The sequence below is a fragment of the Acidobacteriota bacterium genome (genome assembly GCA_030697165.1).
Classification (GTDB): domain Bacteria; phylum Acidobacteriota; class Vicinamibacteria; order Vicinamibacterales; family UBA2999; genus 12-FULL-67-14b.
In genome coordinates this window covers 98,517-120,005 of the sequence record JAUYQQ010000010.1, presented here as the reverse complement: position 1 = coordinate 120,005, position 21,489 = coordinate 98,517, and the positions used below count along the sequence as shown (strand labels likewise).

General features: G+C 66.6%; 20 protein-coding genes. 7 read left to right on the top strand and 13 right to left on the bottom strand.

Translation table 11 applies throughout. The features are described 5' to 3' along the window. Positions 1-222: 222 nt before the first annotated feature. On the top strand, positions 223-2,076 hold the full coding sequence (locus Q8T13_10755) for a heavy metal translocating P-type ATPase (GenBank protein MDP3718233.1): 1,854 nt from the start codon (positions 223-225) through the stop codon (positions 2,074-2,076). Between the two features lies 1 nt (position 2,077). Here Q8T13_10755 and Q8T13_10750 read toward each other — a convergent pair whose 3' ends face one another. Further along, positions 2,078-2,632 carry a DUF4136 domain-containing protein gene (locus Q8T13_10750; GenBank protein ID MDP3718232.1) on the bottom strand — a complete coding sequence of 185 codons (555 nt, stop codon included), beginning with the start codon at positions 2,630-2,632 and terminating at the stop codon, positions 2,078-2,080. Positions 2,633-2,649: 17 nt separating this feature from the next. After that, positions 2,650-2,862 (bottom strand): hypothetical protein, encoded by a 213-nt coding sequence (locus Q8T13_10745; protein MDP3718231.1) that lies wholly within the window; start codon positions 2,860-2,862, stop codon positions 2,650-2,652. 248 nt (positions 2,863-3,110) lie between these two features. Between Q8T13_10745 and Q8T13_10740 the strand changes: the two genes are divergently transcribed. Together Q8T13_10740 and Q8T13_10735 are read left to right on the top strand one after the other, a co-directional pair. Next, positions 3,111-3,551, top strand: a complete 441-nt coding sequence (locus Q8T13_10740; GenBank protein ID MDP3718230.1) for a CBS domain-containing protein — start codon at positions 3,111-3,113, stop codon at positions 3,549-3,551. Positions 3,552-3,841: 290 nt separating this feature from the next. Further along, positions 3,842-4,927: a PAS domain S-box protein gene (locus tag Q8T13_10735; protein ID MDP3718229.1), complete on the top strand. Its 1,086-nt coding sequence runs from the start codon at positions 3,842-3,844 to the stop codon at positions 4,925-4,927. On the opposite strand, the gene Q8T13_10730 is transcribed toward Q8T13_10735, so the two are convergent. The 3 genes from Q8T13_10730 to Q8T13_10720 all read right to left on the bottom strand — a co-directional run bounded on the left by Q8T13_10730 (position 4,899) and on the right by Q8T13_10720 (position 7,203). After that, entirely contained in the window at positions 4,899-6,269 is a 1,371-nt protein-coding gene (locus Q8T13_10730) for a sigma-54 dependent transcriptional regulator (GenBank protein ID MDP3718228.1), read from the bottom strand. The two genes, Q8T13_10735 and Q8T13_10730, sit on opposite strands and share 29 nt — an antisense overlap. Then, positions 6,269-6,661, bottom strand: coding sequence for a response regulator (locus tag Q8T13_10725; GenBank protein MDP3718227.1), 393 nt, complete (start codon positions 6,659-6,661; stop codon positions 6,269-6,271). The genes Q8T13_10730 and Q8T13_10725 overlap by 1 nt, the downstream gene beginning before the upstream one ends. A gap of 68 nt (positions 6,662-6,729) precedes the next feature. Beyond that, a complete protein-coding gene (locus Q8T13_10720) occupies positions 6,730-7,203 on the bottom strand; it encodes a response regulator (protein MDP3718226.1) in 474 nt (157 codons plus the stop codon). A 110-nt stretch (positions 7,204-7,313) separates the two neighbouring features. Here Q8T13_10720 and Q8T13_10715 point away from each other — a divergent pair, with 110 nt between their 5' ends. After that, entirely contained in the window at positions 7,314-7,805 is a 492-nt protein-coding gene (locus Q8T13_10715) for a universal stress protein (protein MDP3718225.1), read from the top strand. A 12-nt stretch (positions 7,806-7,817) separates the two neighbouring features. On the opposite strand, the gene Q8T13_10710 is transcribed toward Q8T13_10715, so the two are convergent. Next, positions 7,818-9,935 (bottom strand): acetate--CoA ligase family protein, encoded by a 2,118-nt coding sequence (locus Q8T13_10710; protein MDP3718224.1) that lies wholly within the window; start codon positions 9,933-9,935, stop codon positions 7,818-7,820. A gap of 170 nt (positions 9,936-10,105) precedes the next feature. On the opposite strand from Q8T13_10710, the gene Q8T13_10705 reads away from it, so the two are divergent. Further along, the gene (locus Q8T13_10705) at positions 10,106-11,017 is read left to right on the top strand and encodes a universal stress protein (GenBank protein MDP3718223.1); all 912 of its coding nucleotides are present in this window, start codon (positions 10,106-10,108) and stop codon (positions 11,015-11,017) included. On the opposite strand, the gene Q8T13_10700 is transcribed toward Q8T13_10705, so the two are convergent. Next, a complete protein-coding gene (locus tag Q8T13_10700; protein ID MDP3718222.1) occupies positions 11,011-11,559 on the bottom strand; it encodes a hypothetical protein in 549 nt (182 codons plus the stop codon). The genes Q8T13_10705 and Q8T13_10700 overlap by 7 nt on opposite strands. 15 nt (positions 11,560-11,574) lie before the next feature. After that, entirely contained in the window at positions 11,575-12,009 is a 435-nt protein-coding gene (locus Q8T13_10695) for a PA2169 family four-helix-bundle protein (protein ID MDP3718221.1), read from the bottom strand. Positions 12,010-12,297: 288 nt separating this feature from the next. Here Q8T13_10695 and Q8T13_10690 point away from each other — a divergent pair, with 288 nt between their 5' ends. Both Q8T13_10690 and Q8T13_10685 read left to right on the top strand, forming a co-directional pair. Beyond that, on the top strand, positions 12,298-13,089 hold the full coding sequence (locus Q8T13_10690) for a universal stress protein (protein ID MDP3718220.1): 792 nt from the start codon (positions 12,298-12,300) through the stop codon (positions 13,087-13,089). Between the two features lie 113 nt (positions 13,090-13,202). After that, the gene (locus Q8T13_10685; protein ID MDP3718219.1) at positions 13,203-14,297 is read left to right on the top strand and encodes an AAA family ATPase; all 1,095 of its coding nucleotides are present in this window, start codon (positions 13,203-13,205) and stop codon (positions 14,295-14,297) included. A 182-nt stretch (positions 14,298-14,479) separates the two neighbouring features. Here the strand turns inward: Q8T13_10685 and Q8T13_10680 are convergent, their stop codons facing one another. The 5 genes from Q8T13_10680 to Q8T13_10660 form a co-directional block, all read right to left on the bottom strand. Next, complete coding sequence (locus Q8T13_10680) at positions 14,480-14,920, bottom strand: peptidase dimerization domain-containing protein (protein MDP3718218.1); 441 nt, start codon at positions 14,918-14,920, stop codon at positions 14,480-14,482. A gap of 14 nt (positions 14,921-14,934) precedes the next feature. Further along, complete coding sequence (locus Q8T13_10675; protein ID MDP3718217.1) at positions 14,935-16,530, bottom strand: peptidase M20; 1,596 nt, start codon at positions 16,528-16,530, stop codon at positions 14,935-14,937. A gap of 163 nt (positions 16,531-16,693) precedes the next feature. Further along, the gene (locus Q8T13_10670; protein MDP3718216.1) at positions 16,694-17,344 is read right to left on the bottom strand and encodes a DedA family protein; all 651 of its coding nucleotides are present in this window, start codon (positions 17,342-17,344) and stop codon (positions 16,694-16,696) included. A gap of 90 nt (positions 17,345-17,434) precedes the next feature. Continuing rightward, positions 17,435-18,775: an amidohydrolase family protein gene (locus tag Q8T13_10665; protein ID MDP3718215.1), complete on the bottom strand. Its 1,341-nt coding sequence runs from the start codon at positions 18,773-18,775 to the stop codon at positions 17,435-17,437. A 23-nt stretch (positions 18,776-18,798) separates the two neighbouring features. After that, positions 18,799-21,438 (bottom strand): amidohydrolase family protein, encoded by a 2,640-nt coding sequence (locus Q8T13_10660; protein MDP3718214.1) that lies wholly within the window; start codon positions 21,436-21,438, stop codon positions 18,799-18,801. Between the last annotated feature and the right edge of the window lie 51 nt (positions 21,439-21,489).

Here is a 21,489-nt window from a genome sequence, read left to right as displayed (position 1 = left end):
GGATTGCCAGAGCGCGCTCGATGCCGGTCCAACCAGCTTTAGTGCAAGAATCCAGCCGTCCTGCGACGGCCTTCCTGCCCGGGCTCGCCGCCGACAACTGGGGGAATATTCCAAAAACACACGGAAAGATCCCCGCCCCGCATCATCGCTGAGCCAGAATCCCGCAAGCGCAGCAGGGTCCCTCGCGCACGATGGCCTGGCACACGCGTTGCCACTAGCCTGATGCTGAGCATCACCAACCGTCGATCTACCTCGGCCATAGCCGCCGCATGTGTGGTGGCCATCAGCCTACATCTACTGCTGAAGTACGGCCAACTGGCCAGCGCCGCCGCCGCGGACCTTCCCCTGCTGGCGGCCATCATCCTCGGTGGCGCGCCGCTGCTGTACGACCTGTTCCGCAAGTTCCTGCGACGCGAGTTCGGGGCCGACCTGCTTGGCGGCATTTCCATCCTGACTTCGCTGTGGCTCGGCGAGTATCTCGCCGGGTCGATCATCGTGCTAATGCTGGCCGGCGGCGCTGCCCTCGAGAGCTACGCCCTGCGCAGCGCCTCCTCCGTGCTTGACGCACTGGCCCGCCGCGTGCCCCTCGTGGCCCATCGCCGCACGGACGGAGCCACGACCGACGTGGCGCTCGGCGACATCGCGGTGGGCGACACCCTGGTGATCCACCCCCACGAGATCTGCCCGGTCGATGGCGAGGTGCTCGAGGGCCACGGCGTGATGGACGAGTCCTATCTCACCGGCGAGCCGTTCGAGATCACCAAGACGCGTGGCTCGCAGGTGATCTCAGGTGCGATCAACGGCAACGCCGTGCTCGTCATCCGGACCACGCGCCGGGCCGCCGACTCGCGCTACGCCCGAATCATGGACGTGATGCGCGACTCGGAAGCGACCCGGCCGCGACTGCGCCGGCTGGGCGATCAGCTGGGCGCGATCTACACGCCGGTGGCGCTGGCGGTCGCGTTGGCCGCGTGGGCGGCGACCGGCGACGCCACGCGCTTCCTGGCCGTGCTGGTCATCGCCACACCGTGCCCCCTGCTGATTGCCATTCCCGTCGCCATTGTCGGCTCGATCTCGCTCTGCGCCCGCCGCGCGATCATCGTCAAGAGCCCGGCGGTGCTGGAGTCGATCGCGACCTGCCGCACGGCGATCTTCGACAAGACCGGGACGCTGACCTACGGCGAGCCCACGCTCACGGAGATCCTGGTGGCCGAGGGCTTCTCGAGGGAGGAGGTCCTGAAGCTGGTCGCCAGCCTCGAGCGCTACTCGAAGCACCCGCTGGCGCGTGCGGTGCTCGCCGCCGCCAGCGCCGACGCCGTCGGGCTGGCCGAAGCGTCCGAAGTAACCGAACCGCCCGGTGCGGGCCTGCGCGGCAGCGTGCTCGGTCGCGAAGTCATGGTGACCGGCCGGTCGCAACTGCTCGCGCGCGACCCGTCCGCAGCCGGTCAGCTGCCGGCGGCGGCCGGCGGCCTCGAGTGCGTGGTGGCCCTCGACCATCGCTACGCCGCGACCTTGCGGTTCCGCGATGCGCCTCGACCCGACAGCCGTTCGTTCGTGCAGCACCTTGGCGTGAAGCATGGCTTTCGCAAGACGATGATCGTGTCGGGCGATCGCGAGTCGGAAGTGCGTTACCTCGCCGACAAGGTCGGGGTGACCGAGGTGCACGCCGAACAGAGTCCTGAACAGAAACTGGCGCTCGTCCGCGCCGAAACCGCGCTGGCGCCGACGCTGTATGTCGGCGACGGCATCAACGACGCGCCGGCGATGATGGCCGCGACCGTGGGCATGGCCATCGGCGAGCACAGCGACGTGACTGCCGAAGCGGCCGGCGTGATTGCCCTCGAGAACACCCTGAAGAAGGTCGATGAATTCATGCACATCGCGCGGCGGATGCGCGCCATTGCACTGCAGAGCGCGGTCGGCGGCATGGCGCTCAGCATGATCGGCATGGGCTTCGCCGCCGCCGGCTACCTGACGCCCGTCGGCGGCGCCTTGCTGCAGGAGGCGATTGACGTGCTGGCCGTGCTGAACGCGTTGCGGGCCGCGTTCCCGCCAGCGACCATGCACGACTTTTAGGTTACCGAAGTGCTGCGCCGCTGCGTGGCAGCAACTGGAACATCTTCGTCACGCCTTCATCCACCTGCTTTTCAAGCCGCTCCTGGTTGTCGATGACGCCGGTCATGGTGTCCTGCGACCAGCCGCGCCAAATCACCTTCTTGGTCTTGACGTCGACGATGTCGATCACCAGGGTGCCCTGGTCGAAGTCGACCACTTGCGGCTGGCAGTCGCCGTAGCAGTACCCGGCCGCGTGGTCGGCGCCGTACACGTCCAGCCGCTGGTTGACGCTGGCGTGGTAGTGCACCAGCAGGTCGGCGGGCCGGCCCTCGGCGGCGCGCGTGAAGCCCTTGGCCGTCATCTGCTTCTCGACGGCGCCCTGCAGGTAATCGTTGAAGAACGGGTTGTTATCGAGCCGCGGATCGCCGACCGGCAGGTTGTCGGGCGGGCCCCATTCGTAGGTCACGAACTCGGCAAAGTTGACGCCGCGCTCGAGGTGGGCGCTGACGTTCATGGTGGCGCAGGCCGCGGTGACCGCGAGGGCCACGGCGGCGGCAAGGGCAGTGAGGGTGCGCATGACGTTCTCCAATGTGATCAATAGCCGCCGTGTGCACGCGCGTAGCGGCCCGTTTCGTCGCGCTGCAGAAAACCTTCCCTGACCAGGTGGTCCAGGGCCTGTTGGCAGGTGGCGGCATCGACCGACCACAGGCGCCTGGCTTGTTCGAGCCGAAGTCGCAGGCCCGGCATTTCGCGGTACTCGCCGCGAATGCGGAGTTCCAGTGCGCTTGACGGCGAGCGATGGAACACATGTACCGTGCAGGGCTCATTCAATTGGCCAGCCATAACACCTCCCGTTTCATCCCGGAGAGAGCATCCCGCATGCCAACACTGGACGGGCCGCGAATGACGCAGATACCCGCAGGTTTAGCGGGGAAATACCCCCAGCTTGCGGAGTATTCCTCGCTTCAACAACCGTCACCGGCCGCACACCCCGCGGGCCCGGCGGCAGCGAGTTTGCAGCTTTCCCGGCAGACACCTTATCCAGGAGAGTCGCGATGAGAGTCTACGAAGTGATGAGCAAGGCCGTCGAAACCGTCAAGCCGAAGGTGGCCGCCTCGGAAGCCAAGACTCGCATGCGGCAAAAGAAGATCCATCACCTGGTGGTGACCGACGGCTCCGAGCTGCAGGGCATCGTGTCGGATCGCGATCTCGGCGGCGCCAAGCTGCCCAAGGTCCTTGGCAAGTGGACGGTGGCCGACCTGATGACGAGCCCGGTGCTGACGGTGACGACCCGCACGCCGGTGCGGCGGGCGGCGAGCCTGATGAAGGGCCGCTCGATCGGATCGCTGGTCGTGACCTCGGCCAACGGCAAGGTGGCGGGCATCGTGACGGTCTCGGACCTGCTCGAGTTGCTCGCCCGCAAGCCCGAACACAAGTCCAACCGCGAGGTGCGCAAGGCCCGCGGACAGGAGGAGTGGATCGAATCGGAGGCGTAAACAACCAGCCTCGCCACAGTCCCTCGCCCCCAGCGACGCGCGTTGGCGGCAGCCCCGCTCGCTGCCAATGTGGCGTCCGGCTTCAGCCGGACCGTTGATCGCCAATCGCCGCGCGACCACCGTAGACCGACGCGTGACGCGCGGCAGATGGCTCAACGCAACGCGAAGGTGCGTGCCGCACACCGGCGGTTCCGCACGGGACTGTGGCCCTCTTTACCGGCGCGCGAGCGGCCCACGGAATAGCCGATACAAAACCGAGGTAATCTGCTATTCGTTGTGCGGCACCGCGCATGAGTGAACCCGAACCGCAGAAGCTGATGGACGCCGGCCGCATTGCCGAGGTGCGCTGGCGCGCGGTGATCGACGCCGCCGTCGACGGCATCATCGTGATCGACGCGAAGGGCACGATCGAGGTGATCAACGCTGCGGCCCAGCAGATGTTCGGCTACAGCGAGGCCGAGGCGATGGGCCGGAACGTCAAACTGCTGATGCCCGAGCCGGATCACTCGCAACATGACGGCTACCTGGCGAGACACCTCAGGACCGGCGAGCGGAAGATCATCGGCATTGGCCGGGCGGTCACCGGCCGTCGCAAGGACGGCCACACCTTTCCCCTGCACCTGTCAGTCGGCCGGATGGAGATTGACGGCGAACCGCATTTCACCGGCATCCTGCACGACCTGTCGAGCCGGGTCGAACTCGAAGACCGCCTGCGCGAGGCGACCGCCATGGCCCGCCTGGGCGAGATGGCCGCAGTGATTGCGCACGAAGTGAAGAACCCCCTGGCCGCCGTGCGCGGCGCCATCCAGGTGATTGGTTCGCGCATGAAGGGCGAGTCCGGCGACGGCGCGATCATCAGGGAGATCATCGCCCGCATCGACGCGCTGAACAGCCTGATCCAGGACCTGCTGGTGTTCGCGCGGCCGCCGCAACCCAAGCTGGTCCCCAGTGACCTGCGTGCCCTGCTGTCGAGAGTCGCCGACCTGATGAAGGCCGACCCGGCGCTTCACGCTCTCGAGGTCACGATTGCCGGCGAGGCCCCGCCCATGCCGCTCGACCCGTCCCTGATGACCATCGTGTTCCAGAACCTGTTGATCAACTCGGCGCAGGCCATGCATGGCAAGGGGGCGATCACGGTCTCGATGACTTCGGCGGACGGCTGGTTACGGGTGGAGGTCGCCGACCATGGCCCCGGCATTCACCCCGAGATCCGCGCGGCGCTGTTTCGTCCGTTCAAGACGACCAAGGCGCGGGGCACCGGCCTTGGCATGGCCACGGCCAAGCGGCTGGTCGAACTGCACGAGGGCCGCATCCACGTGACCTGTCCGCCTGACGGCGGCACGATCGTTACCGTGGAGTTGCCTTCTCCAGCTTGAACTTCTCGATCCGATAACGGATCTGGTCGCGGTTGAGGCCGAGCAGCGTCGCCGCCTTGGTCTGGTTCCAGCCGCTGCGCTCCAGGGCCTGGACCACCAGCGACCGTTCGAGCTCCTCGAGATTGATGCCGCCGGCCGGCAGCCCCATGCCCGCCGACAACTCCGCGTCTCCCGAAACGAGCATGGCGAACTGCGCTTCCGACAACTCGGCGCTCTCGGTCAGCAGCATGGCCCGCTCGACGGCGTTGCGCAGCTCGCGCACGTTGCCGGGCCAGGCGTAGGCCTGCAGCATCTTCATGGCGCCGGGCGACACGCCCGAAATCTTCTTCCGGAACTCGGTGTTGAAGAGGTCGATGTAGTGATGCAGCAGCCGCGGGATGTCGTCGCGCCGGTCGCGCAGCGGCGGCAGCGGCACCGCCATCACGTTCAGGCGATAGAACAGGTCTTCGCGGAAGCGGCCCTTCCGGACCTCGTCCTGCAGCGAGCGGTTGGTGGCGGCGATCACCCGCACGTCCACCTTGATGTCGGCGGAGCCGCCCACCCGCTTGAACGATTTCTCTTCCAGGAAGCGCAGCAGCTTCGCCTGCAGCAGCGGCACCATCTCGCCGATCTCGTCGAGGAACACCGTGCCCCCGTCGGCCGATTCGAGCAGGCCGTGCTTCTGCCGATCGGCGCCCGTGAACGCACCGCGCTCGTGGCCGAACAGCTCGCTTTCGAGCAGCGTTTCTGGCAGCGCCGAACAGGTGATGTTCATGAACGGCCGCGCCGCGCGGCTGCTGCTGTAGTGGATGACCTTGGCGGCCAGGTCCTTGCCCGTGCCGCTCTCGCCGGTCAGCAATACCGTCGACGCGGGGCTGACGCCAATCTTCTCGAGCATCGACCGCACCGCCACGATCGGCGCGCTGTCACCGACGATGCTGCCGGGGCCGTAGGGCTGCGCCTGGCGCGCCCGCAGCGTGCGGACCTCGCGCCGCAGGTGCGTCGTCTCGAGCGCCTTCTCGACCAGCAGCACGACTTCGTCGAGATCGAACGGCTTGGTGGCGTAGTGAAAGGCGCCGGCCTTCATCGCCTCGACCGCGGTCTGCACGCCGGTCTGCCCGGTCAGCATGATGACCAGCGTGTCGGGATCCGATTCCTTGATCTGCTTGAGCACCGACAACCCGCTCGCGTCGGGCAGCCCGATGTCGAGCAGCACCAGGTCGACGCCCTCGCGGTGTTGCGACAGCGCTTCGGCGGCGGTGGCGGCCTCGAGAGTGCGGTAGCCCTCGTCTTTCAACCGGCTGGCCAGCGACCATCGAATCAGTTGCTCGTCGTCGACGATCAGGATGGTGGCGTGTGGCATCAGGATGGCCGGGGTGTGCCGGTCAGGCCGAGAAGCTGGGCGAGCTCGGTGAGCTCGAACGGCTTGTTGAGGACGCCGATCACGCCGAGCTCGAGGGCCGCGGCGACGATCTCGGCCGTGCCGAACGCAGTCATCAAGACCACCGTTGACAGCGGCAGCAGCTCGCGCACACGGCCGAGCAACGACAGGTCGTTGACATCCGGCAGCCTGAGGTCTAGCACCACGACATCGAACGCCGTCCCGGCGTCGCCGATGGCACTAAGCGCACTGGCCCCGTCGGCCGCCTGGGCGACGACGAAGCCCAGGTCGCTGAGGGTCTCGCTGACCGACCAGCGGATCAACGCCTCGTCATCGACCACCAGGGCCGTGCGCGGCCGCGGACGGTCGGACAAACGGGATTCTTCGCCTGCTGAAATGGGCTGCACGAAGCCGCCAGTATGGCCCATGTTGGCGCCATCCATCAACGCGCCGGGGTCAACGCCTCCACCACGACGCGGCTCAACTCGCTCAGTTCAAATGGCTTGTTCAGGACGGCACGTACCCCCAACTGGCGGGCGGTGAACATGACTTCGGGCGTGCCGAAGGCGGTCATCAGGACCACCGGCGTTTCGGGCAGCAATTGGCGGATGGTGGCCAGCAGCGACAGGTCGCGCATGTCCGGCAGCCGCAGGTCCAGCACGATCACATCAAAGGGCAGGGCCGTGGTGGTAATGGCCTGTAAGGCCGAGGCGGCGCAGTCGGCCTGCTCCACATCAAGGCCGAGGTCGGCCAGGGTCTCGGTGACCGACCAGCGAATCAGCGGTTCATCGTCGACGACCAGCACGTGGAGTGGGTGTTTTTTCACGGCCGTCCTCAGAATCTCTCGCGCCGTCCGGACCGGTATCGGTGAATCAAACCCGATAACCCGAGCGAACGTGGTGGCGATCGCGTCCATGCCGAATCTCGTTTCAATAATCGGGCCATGGCTGGAGCCGGAGGATGGCATGTATTGTGCTCACCTGGTGGTCGCCGGCGCATCCGCCGCGCGATTTGATGAGGCTTCCAATGGTTGTGCTGAAGAACATTCTCGTGGCCACCGACTTCGGCGAGCCATCAGCCGTCGCCATGGCGTACGGCCGTGATCTCGCCCGCTCCTACAACGCCACCCTCCACGTGCTGCATGTGGTGGAAGACGTGATGATGCGCTACAGCCCCGAGGTGGGTTTTGCCATTCCGGACCTGCAGCGGGACCTCGAGAAGGCCGCGAAGCGCGACCTCGAGGCGTCGATCACCGAGGACGACCGCAAGACCCTCAAGTTGGTTGAGGTCGTGCAGACCGCCTTCAACGTGCCCGGCGGCGTCACCGAATACGCACGCGCCAACGCCATCGACCTGATCGTGGTCGGCACGCACGGCCGCGGCGCCGTGAAGCAGTTGTTGCTCGGCAGCGCCGCCGAGCGGATCGTGCGCACGGCGCCGTGTCCGGTGCTGGCGGTGCGCGCGAACGAACGCGACTTCATCGCGCCCGACGCGCTGGTCGCGGCCGCGAAGGCCTAGCGCATCACCGCGTTAGCCCGGTGGGCGTGGCTGAACGGCGTCGACCCGCACGCGCACGTCGATCGCCGACACGCCCCCGGGCAACACCTTCACCGGGTTGAGATCCAGTTCCTGGATCTCGGGGCACAGGCCGACCAGCGCCGAGATGCGCAGGATGGCGTCCCGGAACGCCGGTTCGTCCGCGGGTTCGGCGCCGCGGAACCCGCGCAGCAGGCGCACACCCTTCAGCGACTCGACCATCTCGTGCGCATCGCGATCGGTCACCGGGTGCAGCCGGCACGCCGAGTCGGCGAGCAGATCCACGAGCACGCCGCCGCTGCCGCAGACCACGACGTGGCCGAAGACGGGGTCGTTGATCGCGCCGATCATCATCTCGGCGCCGCCGTTCACCATGGGCTGCACCAGCAGCCCCTCCATGCGGTCGCCGAGCGCGCCGGTCAGTTCGGCGGCGGCCTGGCGGACCGCCAGCCTGGACTCGAGATTGAGCCGCAGGGCCCGGTGTTCGGTCTTGTGAAGCAAGGACGCGCCGACGGCCTTCAGTGCCACCGGCAGCCCGACCTTTACCGCCGCGTCGACGGCCTCGTCGATCGAGGTGGCGAGAAGGGATCGCGGCGTCGTGATCCCGGCCGCTGAAACCAGCGCGTTCGCCTCGACCGCCGACAGCCAGCCACCACCGCGCCGCACGGCCGTGTCGACGACCGCGCGCGCCAACCCTTCCTGGATGTCGGGAAACGCCGGTGCGTCACTCGGTGGCTGCCGCCGCCACTCGCCGTAGGTCGCGACCCGCGACAGCGCAATGGCCGCCGGTTCCGGGAAGGCGTAACACGGTACCGCCGCCAGCGATTCGGGCGCCGCATGGCTCCGCATGAACACGCCCGACACGGGCTTGCCCGACTCCGCCGCTGCGCCGGCAATGGCCGTGGCGACGTCATCGGCGCTGGTGATCAGGGGCGGAATGAAGATGACGATGGCGCTATCGACGTTGGGGTCGGCCAACAGCAACTGCAAGGCCTGCCGGTACTGGGCCGGCGAGGCCGAGGCGAGCATGTCGACCGGGTTGTGGACGGCGGCCGCGGCCGGCAGCAATGTCTTGAGCCCGACCTTGGTCTCGGCCGTCAGCTCGGCGGCGAGCAGGCCATGCGCCAGGCAGGCGTCGGCGGCCAGGATGCCTGGACCGCCGGCATTGGTCAGAATCGCGACCCGGCGCCCCTGCGGCAGCGGTTGTCGCGACAGCAGGGTCGCCACATCGAACAACTCGGTGACCGTGTCGGTCCGGATCACGCCGGCCTGGTGAAAGAGCGCGTCGACGAAGTCGTCGCTCGAGGCCAGCGCGCCGGTATGCGAGGCGGCGGCGCGCGCGCCAACCGGTGAGCGTCCCGACTTGAGCGCCACGATCGGCTTGGTGCGGCTGATGCGGCGGGCGATGTGGCTGAACTTCGACGGGTTGCCGAAGCTCTCCAGGTACAGCAGGATGACCGCCGTGCTCGGATCCGTTTCCCAGTAGAGCAACAGGTCGTTGCCCGACACGTCGGCCTTGTTGCCCACCGAGACGAAGGTCGAGATGCCGATGTTCAGCTGGCGGGTGTAGTCGAGAATCGCGAGGCCGAGCGCGCCGCTTTGTGTCGACATCGCCACGCCGCCCGCCGGCGGATACACCGGCGAGAACGTCGCATTCAATGCGAAGCGCGCATCGGTGTTCAGCAGGCCCATGCAGTTGGGGCCGATCAGCCGGCTGCCGGCACTGCGAATCTTCCGGACCATTTCGCGCTCGACCGCGCGGCCCTCCTCGCCGCACTCGCCGAAGCCGGCGCTGATGATGCAGATCGCGGGCACCTGTTTCGCGAGGCAATCGTCCACCGCCGCCGGCACCTGCGCCGCGGGTACCACGATCACCGCCAGGTCCACCGCCGAAGGGATGTCGGCGACCCGCGGATAGGCGGTCAGGCCCTGGAGAGTGGCGGCAGTGGGATGCACCGGCACCACCGCGCCTGTGAAACCGGTGGCCAACAGGTTATGAAGCACTTCCGACCCGATCTTGTTGCGCTCGCGGCTCGCGCCGACCACGGCGACACACGACGGCTCGAAGAACGGGGTAAGGGCCTGGCGGGATGGAGGGGGCAACTCGGGCAAACTCGGATCCTCGGCTCAACCCATGCACGGACCGGGCCAGCGCGGAATATTACTCAGGTGGCTGGAAATGTCGCGGTTCGAACGCCAGCCAGACCGGCCGGCGGGGCTTTTCTGATGGCATGGAGGTTGCCCTCAAAATCAGTAACGGTCATCCAGAAAGGGACCAGGTCATGAGCCCCGACATCAAGAGCATTCTCGTTCCGGTGGACTTCAGTTCGAACTCCTCTCGCGCCCTCGACTACGCCCACACCCTGGCGACGCGTTTCAGCGCGTCACTGCATCTCGTTCACGTCTGCGAGGTGCCGTCGCTGACCACCGGGTCGATGGACGCGTACGCGGTTGCATACTCGAACTGGAGCCAGCAACTGGGCGAAGAGGCCGAACGCGAGCTCCTGAAGCTGTTGCCGAAACTGACCGGCATCACCGTGACGACGGAAGTGCTGTTCGGCAGCCCGGCACGGGCCCTGGTCACGGCGGCGACCAATCGCAAGGTCGACCTCATCGTGATGGGCACGCACGGGCACGGGCCCTTGATGCATGCGCTGATGGGCAATGTCGCCGAGCGCGTGGTGCGCACGGCGCCCTGTCCGGTGCTGACGGTACGTGAGCCGAAGGAAGCTCAGCACCGGTCGGCGTCGGCCACCGTCATCACGGCCGCCTTCCTGGCTGCCGCACTGCTCCTGCCCGGAGCTGCCATCCCGGCGACGGCTCAGCAGGCCGCCTCGCAACCGGCCACGGAAATGCGCCAGCGAGTGACCGGCGGTGAAGTGTATCGAACCTACTGCGCCACCTGCCACGGAACAACGGGCCGCGGCGATGGTCCACTGGCTAGCTCCATGCGGCGCCCGCCGACCGACCTCACCGAGATCGCCAAGCGTAATGGCGCGGAGTACCCGTCAGAGCTGGTGTTCCGCACCATCGACGGCAGGACGCCGGTGCGCGGGCACGGTGGGCCCGACATGCCGGTGTGGGGTGATGCCTTTGCCCGTTCGCGCGATGGCGGCGATGCGGCGGCGGTGAAGGAACGGATCGATTCGCTGGTCGAATTCATCCGCACGCTGCAGGTGAAGCCGGCTCACTGACGCGAGGGAATAACGCGGACCGACATCTGGCTGAGGCGATCGAAGCGGCTCGCCTCGGCGCGAATAGGCCACCAGTCGTAGAGGAACACCTCGAGCGGCCGCCACATGGCGACCCAGCCGCCGATTAGCAGGCTCTCGCGGAAGATCCCGCCGAAGCGGTTGTCGGCCAGGGTGGTAGCGACCAAATCACCGAGCACGATCGACGCGGTCAGCGCCGCGAGTCCAATCATCATGCTGGTGCGCCCGACCCGCAGCACCTGGCGCAGCCGCCGGCGCGTGACGAGCGCCCGCTGCTTGAAGAACTCGCCGATGGCCTCGCGCAGCATGGCCGCGTCGGCCGGTGTCGGGTCGACCCGATCGATGTGGACCACCAGGCACAGAGGCGGCTCGCCGTGCAGTTCAGTGGCCCAGCCGACAATGAACTCCTCCGCCCTGGGATCGAGGTCGCGCTCGCGAAACGGCGTCGGGTCGAGCGAGTTGAACAACTGCTTCAGCTCGCCGACGTGCACCTCGATCAATCCCCGTTCCGTGGTCTGCGGCACGACGCCTACATTACGCTAGGTGAGGTTTTCGGCCAGCGCTTCCTCGCTACGGCAGACCTCTGCGTATTGCCGCTCCACCATGTCGCGAACTGACGCCGGCAGAACGCCCGCCAGCGCGTCCCTGAACGCGGCTACCGTCATGCTGTTGCCGCGCCGGGTTTCGGCCAGGATCGCGCGATCATCGTGTCCGCTCCAGTTGTCGCGCACGTCCATCCACTTGCGATGCAGTGAGGCGGCGGTCGTGCCATCGGCCGCCTCGGACCCGCCAAATCGCTGCGCGTGCGGCTGTAGCTCTGCCGCGACCTGCGAGCGACGACGAGCGAGGTCGGTGAAGAGCGTCTTGAACGCGGGATCACTCACCAGCTCGGCAGCGTGGCGGAAACCAGACTCGCTGTCCTTGCAGGTTTCGATCAGGTGATTCAGGATCGCTCGAGAACTGGAATCGGGCATGACTTCCTCCTGGCGCGATGGCAGCGACGCGCCGCCGACGCCACCGCGACCAGATGCACAGTTCGCGCCACGCGAGTTCGGGCTAGGCCACCGTCAAGGCCGACTGGTGATCGCACCCATGGCCATCGAAATGCGTGCCGACGCGGCCGTGCGACCGCCAGGACCGCCGTGTGGGGCTTCCGTGGGGGAAATCCCCCGTTTGTCGCGATATTCCCCCACGCGAGGCTGGGTGCGGTCCCGGTGATCCCCTGACTTGACGCGCCTGGCGGCGGCACGAACCTTGCCCTAATGTCGGTCGTGATCCTTTGTGCCATCGATCTGGGACCGCTCACGGGGCGGGTCTTGTTTCACGCCTACGGCCTGTCCAGGGTGCTCGACGCAGACCTGCGCGTCCTGCACGTCAGCACCGACGATTCGGAGGACCTCAAGGAGCGCGTGCTGGCTGAATGCGCCCGCGCGGTGCCGTACGAGGTGAACCTCGACAGCGCGAAGGTGATCGTCGCCACGGGTCGCGTCTCGGAAGCCATTCAGCGCGAGGCCTTGCACCACCACGCCACGCTCATCGTCGTTGGCTCGCGAGGACACGGCGGCCTGGCGCGGCTGCTGCTCGGCTCGACCAGCGAGGCCTTGTTGGGGCTGGCTCGTACGCCGGTGCTGCTGGTGCCGCCCACCGAAATCAACATCGTCAGCGCGGGCGATCGGCCGGCCCTCACGTGCGGCCCGGTGGTGGTGCCAGTCGACCTGGCCTGGCCGTGTGACCACCAGCTGCAGCTGGCCAGCCGCGTCGCACGGATCGCCGCCCAGGACCTGATCCTGATGACCGTGGCGCGCAGCAAGCTTTCCGACCACGATGCCGCCGCCCGGTTGCGGCGCCTCGCGCACGGCCTTACGCCCGTCAAGCCGAGGTCGTTGATCGTGAGGCGAGGAGACGTGGCCGAGGAGATCTCGCGATGTGCCGTAGCGGAAGGCGCCGGCCTGGTGGTGATGGGGCTGCGGGAGCCGCCCAGGGGCCGCCCCGGGATCATTGCGTCGGCGGTGCTCAAGACCGGCCGCGCGTTCGTGCTGGCGGTGCCCGGCTAGTGCCTCCAGATCCTCAGCAAAATGCCGTTATGGCGAAATTACACGTGAGTAATTTTGCCCTCCAGTGAAAACAGTCGTAGACCGGACTCGTGGCCGCGCTTACCCGTTACCTCATGCCCCAGGTCCGACGCGATCTGGCCAGGAAGATGGTCTTCGTCGCGGGTCCGCGACAGGTCGGGAAGACCACACTCGCCAAGCGCCTTCCAGGAGGAACGGCGGGCTATCTGAACTGGGATGTCGCCGAACATCGCGAACGCATCCTCCGTCGCGAGCTGCCCGCCACGAAGCTGTGGGTGCTCGACGAGCTCCATAAGTACCGTACCTGGCGGAATTCTCTCAAGGGTCTGTTCGATGGCCGTTCGCGCGGGCAGCAGATTCTCGTTACCGGCAGCGCGCGGCTGGACTTCTATCGCTTCGGAGGCGATTCGCTCCTGGGCCGCTATCACCTGCTTCGCCTGCATCCCTTGTCGGTCGCGGAGTTGGGCCTGACCAAGCCCGCGGAGTTGCAGGATCTCCTCAATCTTGGAGGCTTTCCCGAACCGTACTTCAGTGGCTCGGCTACGGAGGCGCGTCGCTGGTCACGCGAACACCGCACCCTGCTGGTCCGCGAAGAAGTCGCGACGCTCGAACGCGTCCAGGACTTGGGCAATCTCGAGTTGCTGATGCTTCGCCTGCCGGAGCTGGTCGGCTCGCCGTTGTCGATCAATGCCCTGCGCGAGGATCTTCAGCTCACGCACAAGACGGTCGCGAACTGGCTCCAGATTCTGGAGCGGCTCTATGCCATCCATCGGCTCCCGCCGTTCGGCGCACCCCGCATTCGGGCCGTCAAGAAGGAACAAAAGCACTACCACTGGGATTGGAGCGTCGTGCCAGAGCCGTCGCTGCGATTCGAGAATCTGGTGGCCGGGCACCTTTTGAAATGGACGCATCACGAGCAGGATGCCAGGGGTCGGGACGTCGAGCTGCGCTACTTCCGCGATACCGACCGCCGCGAGGTGGACTTCGTCGTCGTCGAAGGAGGGGCGCCACAGTTGATGGTTGAATGCAAGTGGGCCGATACCGAGGTCGATCGCAGCCTGAAGTACCTGAAAGCACGGTTCCCAAAATACGAGGCGCGGCAGGTATCGGCGGTCGGTACCAAGGACTACGTCACACCAGACGGCATTCGCGTGGCCCCGGCGACGAAGCTCCTTCGCGGGCTGGTGTAGCCGACGCGCCTTTCGTAGACGCCACGATATTCCCGATCGGGAAAATCGTGCCATGCCTAAAATCAAAAGTCGACAAATATCCCGATCGGGAATACTTGTGCAAGACCACGAGAACAAAACATCTCGTTATCTCCTTACCTCCTGTTGAAGGGCGTCGTGAGAACCCGTCCTGATCTCCGACTTCAGAACGGCTTCACCGAAGACCGGACCGTCGCCGGCGCTCCGGCCGTCAAGTCTCCGGCCTTCACGCCACGGAACTTGTTCTCAGCGTCGGCGCCGTCAGCCGCGGCTTTCGACACGGCCGCTACCAGCGCCTGATATGCGGCGGCATTGGCGGCGGTCAGCCTCATCTCGATGAGACCGTCGGACGCGATCGAATTCACCGAGTTCCCGCCAGTGAGGTTCGTGATTTGGTAACTGCCGGTGGGCAGTGCCTGTTGAATCAGGATGACTGCACGAGCGGCCGCGTGAAGGGCGCTGACACGCCCATAGGCGCCGGAACTATGGCCGCCGGGCCCCTGGAACTCGACGCGCAATCCTCCGGACTGCTGGGCCGAGGCGGGCATACCGGAGGCGGCGAGACCGGCTGCGAATGCGATGGCAACGATCAAACGCTTCATCATGCGATGCTCCACTGTTACCGGGCGACTTCGCGCGTTCGCTTGCCAATCGGGCCGGTGGCTGGTGGCACGACGGTGCCGTCCGCAGCGTGGTACCCAGACACGATCAGCGCTGCCGTAAGCACGCGGTGCATGCGGGCCACCTCCGTCGCAGGCAGGCCTCGCGTCCCCCACTCCCAGAACGCATGTCCGCCGGCGCCGGCGGCCGAGGACGCCAGGGTGAATTGATAGGTGGGGATGCCGGTGTTGGCCGGCACGTTGTCGTTCAAGCTGCCCGATCCGGTGCCGACCACCGGCGACGTGAGGACCCCCAACTGCATGCCCGATTGAAGACCCGCATGTACAGCCACGTTATCGACGCTGTCTGCCACGAACGCCGGCCGCAAGCCAAACCACATCAACTCCAAGGTGATTCCTTCCGGGCTGCCATCCTTGCGCCCATACCGGGCGTTCTCTGCCGACGCGCCCGCCTGAAACATGGGCTCGATCGTGTTGCGCATGACGTCGAGCGGCTCCTTGCGCGTCGAGCGCATGTCCACCTCGAGCGAGCAACTCGGCACGACCGTGCCGCCCGCCGGCGGTGGCTCGCAGCTCGCGCGGCCGACGGTGTAGGTGGTGCGCGGCGCGCCGGCCTGGAGATCCGACGGGGTCTTGACGTCGGCAATCTTCGCGATCGCGGCGGCCATTGCCTCGGGCGCACTCGGGCTCTTACCGCCCCCGCGGGGCACCGGCGCCTTGAACTTCATCTCGAAACGGTAGCTGCCGGTGAAGTTGACGGTCCCGCCGCCCTCGAGGCCGAAGTTGGCGACGATGTTGAGGGGATTGGATCCGGTGCCGGCCTTCTGGTCGAAGCCGTAGAGCTGCTTGACGCCGGCCAGGTTGCCCTTGCCTTCCTCTCCGGCGGTGCCGCAAATCCAGATGTCGTAGACCGGCCGAATTTTGTGTTTCTTCATTGCCGCCGCAAGGACGAATGCGTTTGACGTGCTGGGCATCATGTCGCCGTAACCAGGCACGTAGATACGCACGCCGCCGCCGGCTTCGGCTTCCTTCGCATTGGCGAAGGCCTTGCTGGCCATGGCGTACTTGTCGTTCTCGATGACGCGGCCGCGAGCGTCGAATGACAGCTCGTCGGGGATTGCGGCCAGCTCCTCAGGTGTTGCGACCACCGGCTGTGCGTACGGCTGGAGCTTGATGCGGATCGACGGGTCACCCGTCTTCGGCAGTGTTTCGGGATTGACGACGTCGATGTGTCCTTCGACGAGCACCTTGGGGAACTGGCCCTGGTAGTGCTGCGCGTCAGGGCGACCCGAGTACGACCCCTTGATCACCACGCACGCGTTGTAGACCGGAAGGCCATCGACGATGTTCGTGTCGGAAGCGGGAATAATCCCATCGGCGCGGGTCATCACTTCGTCGCGAGAGAAGCCCCATTCCTCCACCAGCCGGCGATGGATCTCGGCCGCCTTCAGGTGCTCTTCGCGCGACGGCGAGGGGATGCGAACGAGTTCGAGGAACTGATTCCATCGCGCCTTGGCGGCCGCATCCGTGCTCTGATCCTTCAGCAGTGCTAGGACCTGCGGATCGTTGGCGATCTTCTCCGCCGCAGCGACCACCGACGAAGGAATCGTCGCTGGAGTCCCGCCCGCAGCTTGAGCAGGTTGAGAACTCTCGCTCTGTCCCGTACCGCTGCCGAGAGCGACGACCGTGACGAGAACGATCGCCGTTTTGGAAAACGCGCTTCCCTGGTTAGGTCTCTTCATTTAGTCTCCCGCCCCGTCAGGCCGTGGCCCCTCGCCGTTGACGGTACATCTCGATCGCGATCGGGAGCACCGACACGAAAATGATGCCCATGGCGACGAGCGAGAAGTTGTCCTTGACCACCGGCACGTTGCCGAACGCGTAGCCGGCGCCCATGCAGACGCCCACCCAGATGAAGGCGCCGAGTACGTTCCACAACAGGAAGGTAGCGCGGTTCATCGACGCGGCCCCCGCGACAAACGGCACGAAGGTGCGCACGATCGGGACAAAACGGCCGGACGCGATGGCCATGCCGCCGTGCTTCTCGAAGAAGATGTGTGCCTTGTCGAGGTGGTCACGATTGAGCACCTTGTGCAGGAACCCCTGGTAGTCTTGCGCGGAAAACACCTTCGGCCCGGCATAGCGGCCGACGGAGTAATTCACCGAATCGCCGGCGATCGCCGCGACGATCAGCAGGGTAGCCGTCAGCCACGGGTCGAGCGCGCCGGTGGCGGCCATGGCCCCCGCCGCAAACAACAGCGAGTCGCCTGGAAGAAACGGCCAGATGATCAGGCCGGTTTCGATGAAGACGATCGCAAACAGCATGGCGTAGACCCACACGCCGTACTGCGCCACGAACTCCGCGAGGTGCACATCGAGATTCAGAAACAGGTCGAATACGTATTCCATGAACCTATATAGGTTAGTGCTTAAGTGCCTAGGGTGCCTAGGGTGCCTAGGGTGCCTAGGGTGCCTAGGGTGCCTAGGGTGCCTGGGGTGCTAGTTCAGGCGAACCGTCCGCCCGGCGACGAACACGTGCCTGATGGTGGTCTTCTCGTCGAATAGCTCACCCTCGGTAACGATGAGGTTGGCGATTTTGCCGCGGTCCAGTGAGCCGAGCCGCTCGGCCGCGCCGGCCAGGGTCGCCGCGTGCATCGTCAGCGCCCTGAGTGCCGCGTCCTTGTCGAGTCCCGCCGCCACCGTCTTCTGAGCGTTCTTCAGGAAGTCTTTCGGTTCCGACAGCCCATTCGACTCGAAGGCGAACATGACGCCGGTCTGGTAAAGCGCGGCCGGCCCCTTCGGCGCGTTGGCCCGGTCGCGCAACACGCGCAGGGGTTCGTCGGCATCGGGCGCCAGCGAGGCCCGGCGCACCGGGAAGTTCAGGCTGAAGATCACGCGCGCGCCGGCGGCCTTGAGGTCGGCCGCCACCGCTTCGACCTCGCGCGCGGCGGTGATGATGGGGTCGAGCTTGAACTCCTTCGCCATGCCAAGGGCGCGCCGGATCTCGATCGCGCTGGTCGCGCGAAAGGCGACCGGCAGTCGTCCCGCTACGGCGGGACCCATGGCCTCGAGGTCGGCGGCGTACGGCCGCGGCCGGGCCTGCTGGTACCACTGAGCATCCACGAAGGCCTGCCGGTTGAACGCGACGAGGCCCATCAGCGAATTCGGATACACCTCGCCGCCGGCCGGCGAGCCCGAAGTGCCGACGTGCAAGGCCACCGGCGCGCGCACGACCAGCGGGCGGCGGCGGTCGTCGGCGACGGCGCCAATCTGCGGCGCGTCGGCGCCAAGTGCCGTCAGCACCAGCGCGCTCTGGCCGCGGATGCCGTCGCTGCCAGGGGTGGCGAGCGACGCGGTGATGCCGGCCTGTGCCGCCTTCAGCAGCGCGGGGGATGCCGGGTTCATGTGATCGGCGGCGCGTAAATGGGGCCGCAGCAGCGTGGCGCGCTTGACGCGCTCCAGGTCTTCGGTCGTCTGCGCGTTTTCGGCGCGCGGCACCGCCGGCGCCTCGAGCCCGGCGCCGCTCCCCATGTCGATCAGCCCGGGATACACCGTGAGCCCTTTCCCCGCGATGATGATCGCGCCCGCCGGGACCGTGACGTTGGCACCAACGGCCGTGATCACGCCGCCAGAAAAGACGATGGTGGCGTTATCGAGCGGCGCCGACGACACCGGCACGATCCGCGCGCCGGTAATGGCATAGGAATACGTCGCCTCCTGCTGCGCCGATACGCGGATCAGGAGAAATGCGACCACGAGGGACGCGAAGAAAACGAAGTTCACGAAGCCATGCTTATCAAGAAATGGCTTCGCGTCTTTCGTGTTGACCTTCGTGTCCATCGTGGTTGCCTTTGGCTGAGTACTCATCGCTGCACCGCCGGACGGCTCGAGAAGCGCTCGTAGAGCTCGGTGTGCTTGCTCTTCACGCCCACGTCCCGGCCGTTGATGAAGATGTGCGTGAACTGCGTCCTCATCTCCATCGGGTCGCCGTTGGCAATGAAGAAGTTGGCGAGCTTGCCGGCCTCGAGTGAACCGACGCGGTCGGCGACGCCAAGAATCGTGGCCGCGTCGAGCGTCAGCGCCTTCAGCGCGCGATCACGGTCAAGGCCCCATGCCACCGAGATCGCCGCTTCGTAAGGCAGCAGCCGGTTGTTGGCGGCGCCACCGGTGCCGAACGCAAACTGCACCCCGGCCTGGGCCAGCTCACCCGCGGCCCGGTAGGTGGCCGCGTGGTGATCGTCCTCGCGCGTCGGCAGGGTCAACACCGACCCGAGCACGACCGGAATGTTCTTCGACTTCAGCAGCGGTGCCACCCGCGGGGCCTCCAGTCCGCCCATGATCACGATCTTGATGCCCGTGCGATCGGCAAAGGCAACCGCATCGGTGATATCGCCCGCGGAGTCGGCCGCGACAAACAGCGGCTGCCGGCCTTGCGCCACCGGCACCAGAGCGGCCAGGTTCCAGTCGGTGGTGCGCTCTGCCGCCGGAATGCCGGCGTAGGCGCGCGCCCGGGTCACCAGGTCTTCCACCCGCTGCACCCGCGCATCGCGTTCCTTCTTCAGTTCCTCGAACTTGCGGTTGGCATCGGCGTTGCCACCAAATCCGCCGCGAACGATGGGCGGGAACTGGAAGCTGAGGCCGGCCACCGGCGCGAGCGTGGCTTCTTCCCACGTCCAGCCGTCCAGGTTCATCACCGCGATCTGGCCGCCGATCAGCCCGCCGGTCGGCACGACCGCGACCGTCGTGATGCCGTTGACGCGTGCCACCGGAATGGCGTCGCTGTCGGACTGGTAGGCGACCTGCGCCTTTACCGACGCGTTTATTTCGAGCATTTCGTTCACGTCCTCGAACCCGCGCGCGCCCGGTTCGTTCAGGCCGACCGAGGTCCGGGCATCGATGAAGCCCGGATACAGCTCGCCGCCTTTCGCGTCAATCACCTGGGCGCCGGCCGGAACGGCCACATTGGCGCCGAGCGCCTCGATCCGGTTGCCGCGAATGAGCAGCGTGCCGCGCTCGATCGCTGGTCCGCTGACGGGAAAGATCCGCGCGTTGGTGATGGCCACCACCGCCTGGTTTCCGCTCGCCGCCTTTTGAGCCGCCGGTACCGCTACGGGCGCCACCGATCCGAACGTTTCTTCCGCGCCCTGGGGTGTTTGTGGCGTTTGCGGACCGCTCGCCGGCCGCCCCTCGGCGGCGGTCAAGGTGCCCTTCTCACGTCCCGCATCAGTCATGCGGCGATCCTCGGCCAGCCGGTCGTAGTACTGCTGGCCGTCGATGTAGACGCGGTCGACGATCGCGTAGGTGCTGAGCGGGTGCTTGTTCCAGATCACGACATCCGCGTCCTTGCCCGCTTCGAGCGAGCCCACGCGCGCGTCGATCCGCAGCTGCCTGGCCGGATTGATCGTCACCAGCGCCAGCGCCTCATCGTCGGTCAGTCCGCCCCAATGGATCGACTTGGCGGCCTCGGTGTTCAGGCGCCGGGAGTGCTCGGCGCTGTCGGAGTTGATCGACACCAGCACGCCGCGCTGGTGCATCATGGTGGCGTTGTAGGGCGTCCCGTCCTCGGCTTCGATCTTGTAGGCCCACCAGTCGGAGGAAGTCGAGCCGCCGGCGCCGTGCTTCGCCATTTCGTCCGCGACCTTGTAGCCCTCGAAGACGTGCTGGAAGGTGGCGATCTTGAAGCCCATGTCTTCGGCCAGCCGCATGAGCATCAGCGTTTCGTCGGCGCGGTAGGTGTGCGCGTGCACCAGGCGCTTGCCCTCGAGAATCTCGACGAGCGGTTCGAGTTGCAGGTCACGCCGCGGCGCGGGCGTGTCGGCGCTCGCCCGTTTCTGGCGCTCGTAGTCCTGCCATTCGCGCTGGTAGGCCCTGGCACGGCTGAACGCATCGCGAATCACGAACTCGACGCCCGGCCTGGTGAGCGGATAGCGGCGCGGGCCACCGGGACCGTACTGGCGCAGCCGCTTGGGATTCTCGCCGAGCGCGAACTTTATGCCGGGCATGGCGCCTTCGAACTTCAGGCCCTCGGCGTCCTTGCCCCAACGCATCTTGATCACGGTGTTCTTGCCGCCGATCGGGTTGGCGCTGCCATGCAGGAGGTTGGCGGTCGTCAGGCCGCCGGCCAGGTCGCGATAGATGTTGATGTCGCTCGGGTCGAGCACATCGTCGGTGCCGGTCATCGAGCTCACCGTGATGCCGCCCTCGTTGATGGACTCGAGCGCGATGTGCGAGTGCGCGTCGATGATGCCCGGCGTGACGAACCGCCCCTGGGCCTCGACGACCTCAGCGCCGGGCGGGATGTTGGTGCCCGGCCCGCCAACGGCGGCAATCTTGCCGTCGCGAATCACGACGATGCCGTTTGCGATGGTGCCGCGGGTCACCGTCAGCACGGTGGCGCCGCGGATGGCGATGACCGATGGCCGGGGCGCTTGTGCGACCGGCCGCGCTTGGTGCGCGGCCATCAAGGCGAGTAAGACGGCAAGCGTAATGCGCATTGTGTTCATGTTTCGACTCCCGACTCCCGACTCTCGACTCTCGACTCCCGACTCCCGACT

Bases quoted from the DNA above. Each gene is read 5' to 3' on its own strand.
- Q8T13_10755 (MDP3718233.1), top strand. From the start codon at position 223: ATGCTGAGCATCACCAACCGTCGATCTACCTCGGCCATAGCCGCCGCA.
- Q8T13_10750 (MDP3718232.1), bottom strand. From the start codon at position 2,632: ATGCGCACCCTCACTGCCCTTGCCGCCGCCGTGGCCCTCGCGGTCACC.
- Q8T13_10740 (MDP3718230.1), top strand. From the start codon at position 3,111: ATGAGAGTCTACGAAGTGATGAGCAAGGCCGTCGAAACCGTCAAGCCG.
- Q8T13_10735 (MDP3718229.1), top strand. From the start codon at position 3,842: ATGAGTGAACCCGAACCGCAGAAGCTGATGGACGCCGGCCGCATTGCC.
- Q8T13_10730 (MDP3718228.1), bottom strand. From the start codon at position 6,269: ATGCCACACGCCACCATCCTGATCGTCGACGACGAGCAACTGATTCGA.
- Q8T13_10720 (MDP3718226.1), bottom strand. From the start codon at position 7,203: ATGGACGCGATCGCCACCACGTTCGCTCGGGTTATCGGGTTTGATTCA.
- Q8T13_10715 (MDP3718225.1), top strand. From the start codon at position 7,314: ATGGTTGTGCTGAAGAACATTCTCGTGGCCACCGACTTCGGCGAGCCA.
- Q8T13_10705 (MDP3718223.1), top strand. From the start codon at position 10,106: ATGAGCCCCGACATCAAGAGCATTCTCGTTCCGGTGGACTTCAGTTCG.
- Q8T13_10695 (MDP3718221.1), bottom strand. From the start codon at position 12,009: ATGCCCGATTCCAGTTCTCGAGCGATCCTGAATCACCTGATCGAAACC.
- Q8T13_10690 (MDP3718220.1), top strand. From the start codon at position 12,298: ATGTCGGTCGTGATCCTTTGTGCCATCGATCTGGGACCGCTCACGGGG.
- Q8T13_10685 (MDP3718219.1), top strand. From the start codon at position 13,203: ATGCCCCAGGTCCGACGCGATCTGGCCAGGAAGATGGTCTTCGTCGCG.
- Q8T13_10680 (MDP3718218.1), bottom strand. From the start codon at position 14,920: ATGATGAAGCGTTTGATCGTTGCCATCGCATTCGCAGCCGGTCTCGCC.
- Q8T13_10670 (MDP3718216.1), bottom strand. From the start codon at position 17,344: ATGGAATACGTATTCGACCTGTTTCTGAATCTCGATGTGCACCTCGCG.
- Q8T13_10665 (MDP3718215.1), bottom strand. From the start codon at position 18,775: ATGGACACGAAGGTCAACACGAAAGACGCGAAGCCATTTCTTGATAAG.
- Q8T13_10660 (MDP3718214.1), bottom strand. From the start codon at position 21,438: ATGAACACAATGCGCATTACGCTTGCCGTCTTACTCGCCTTGATGGCC.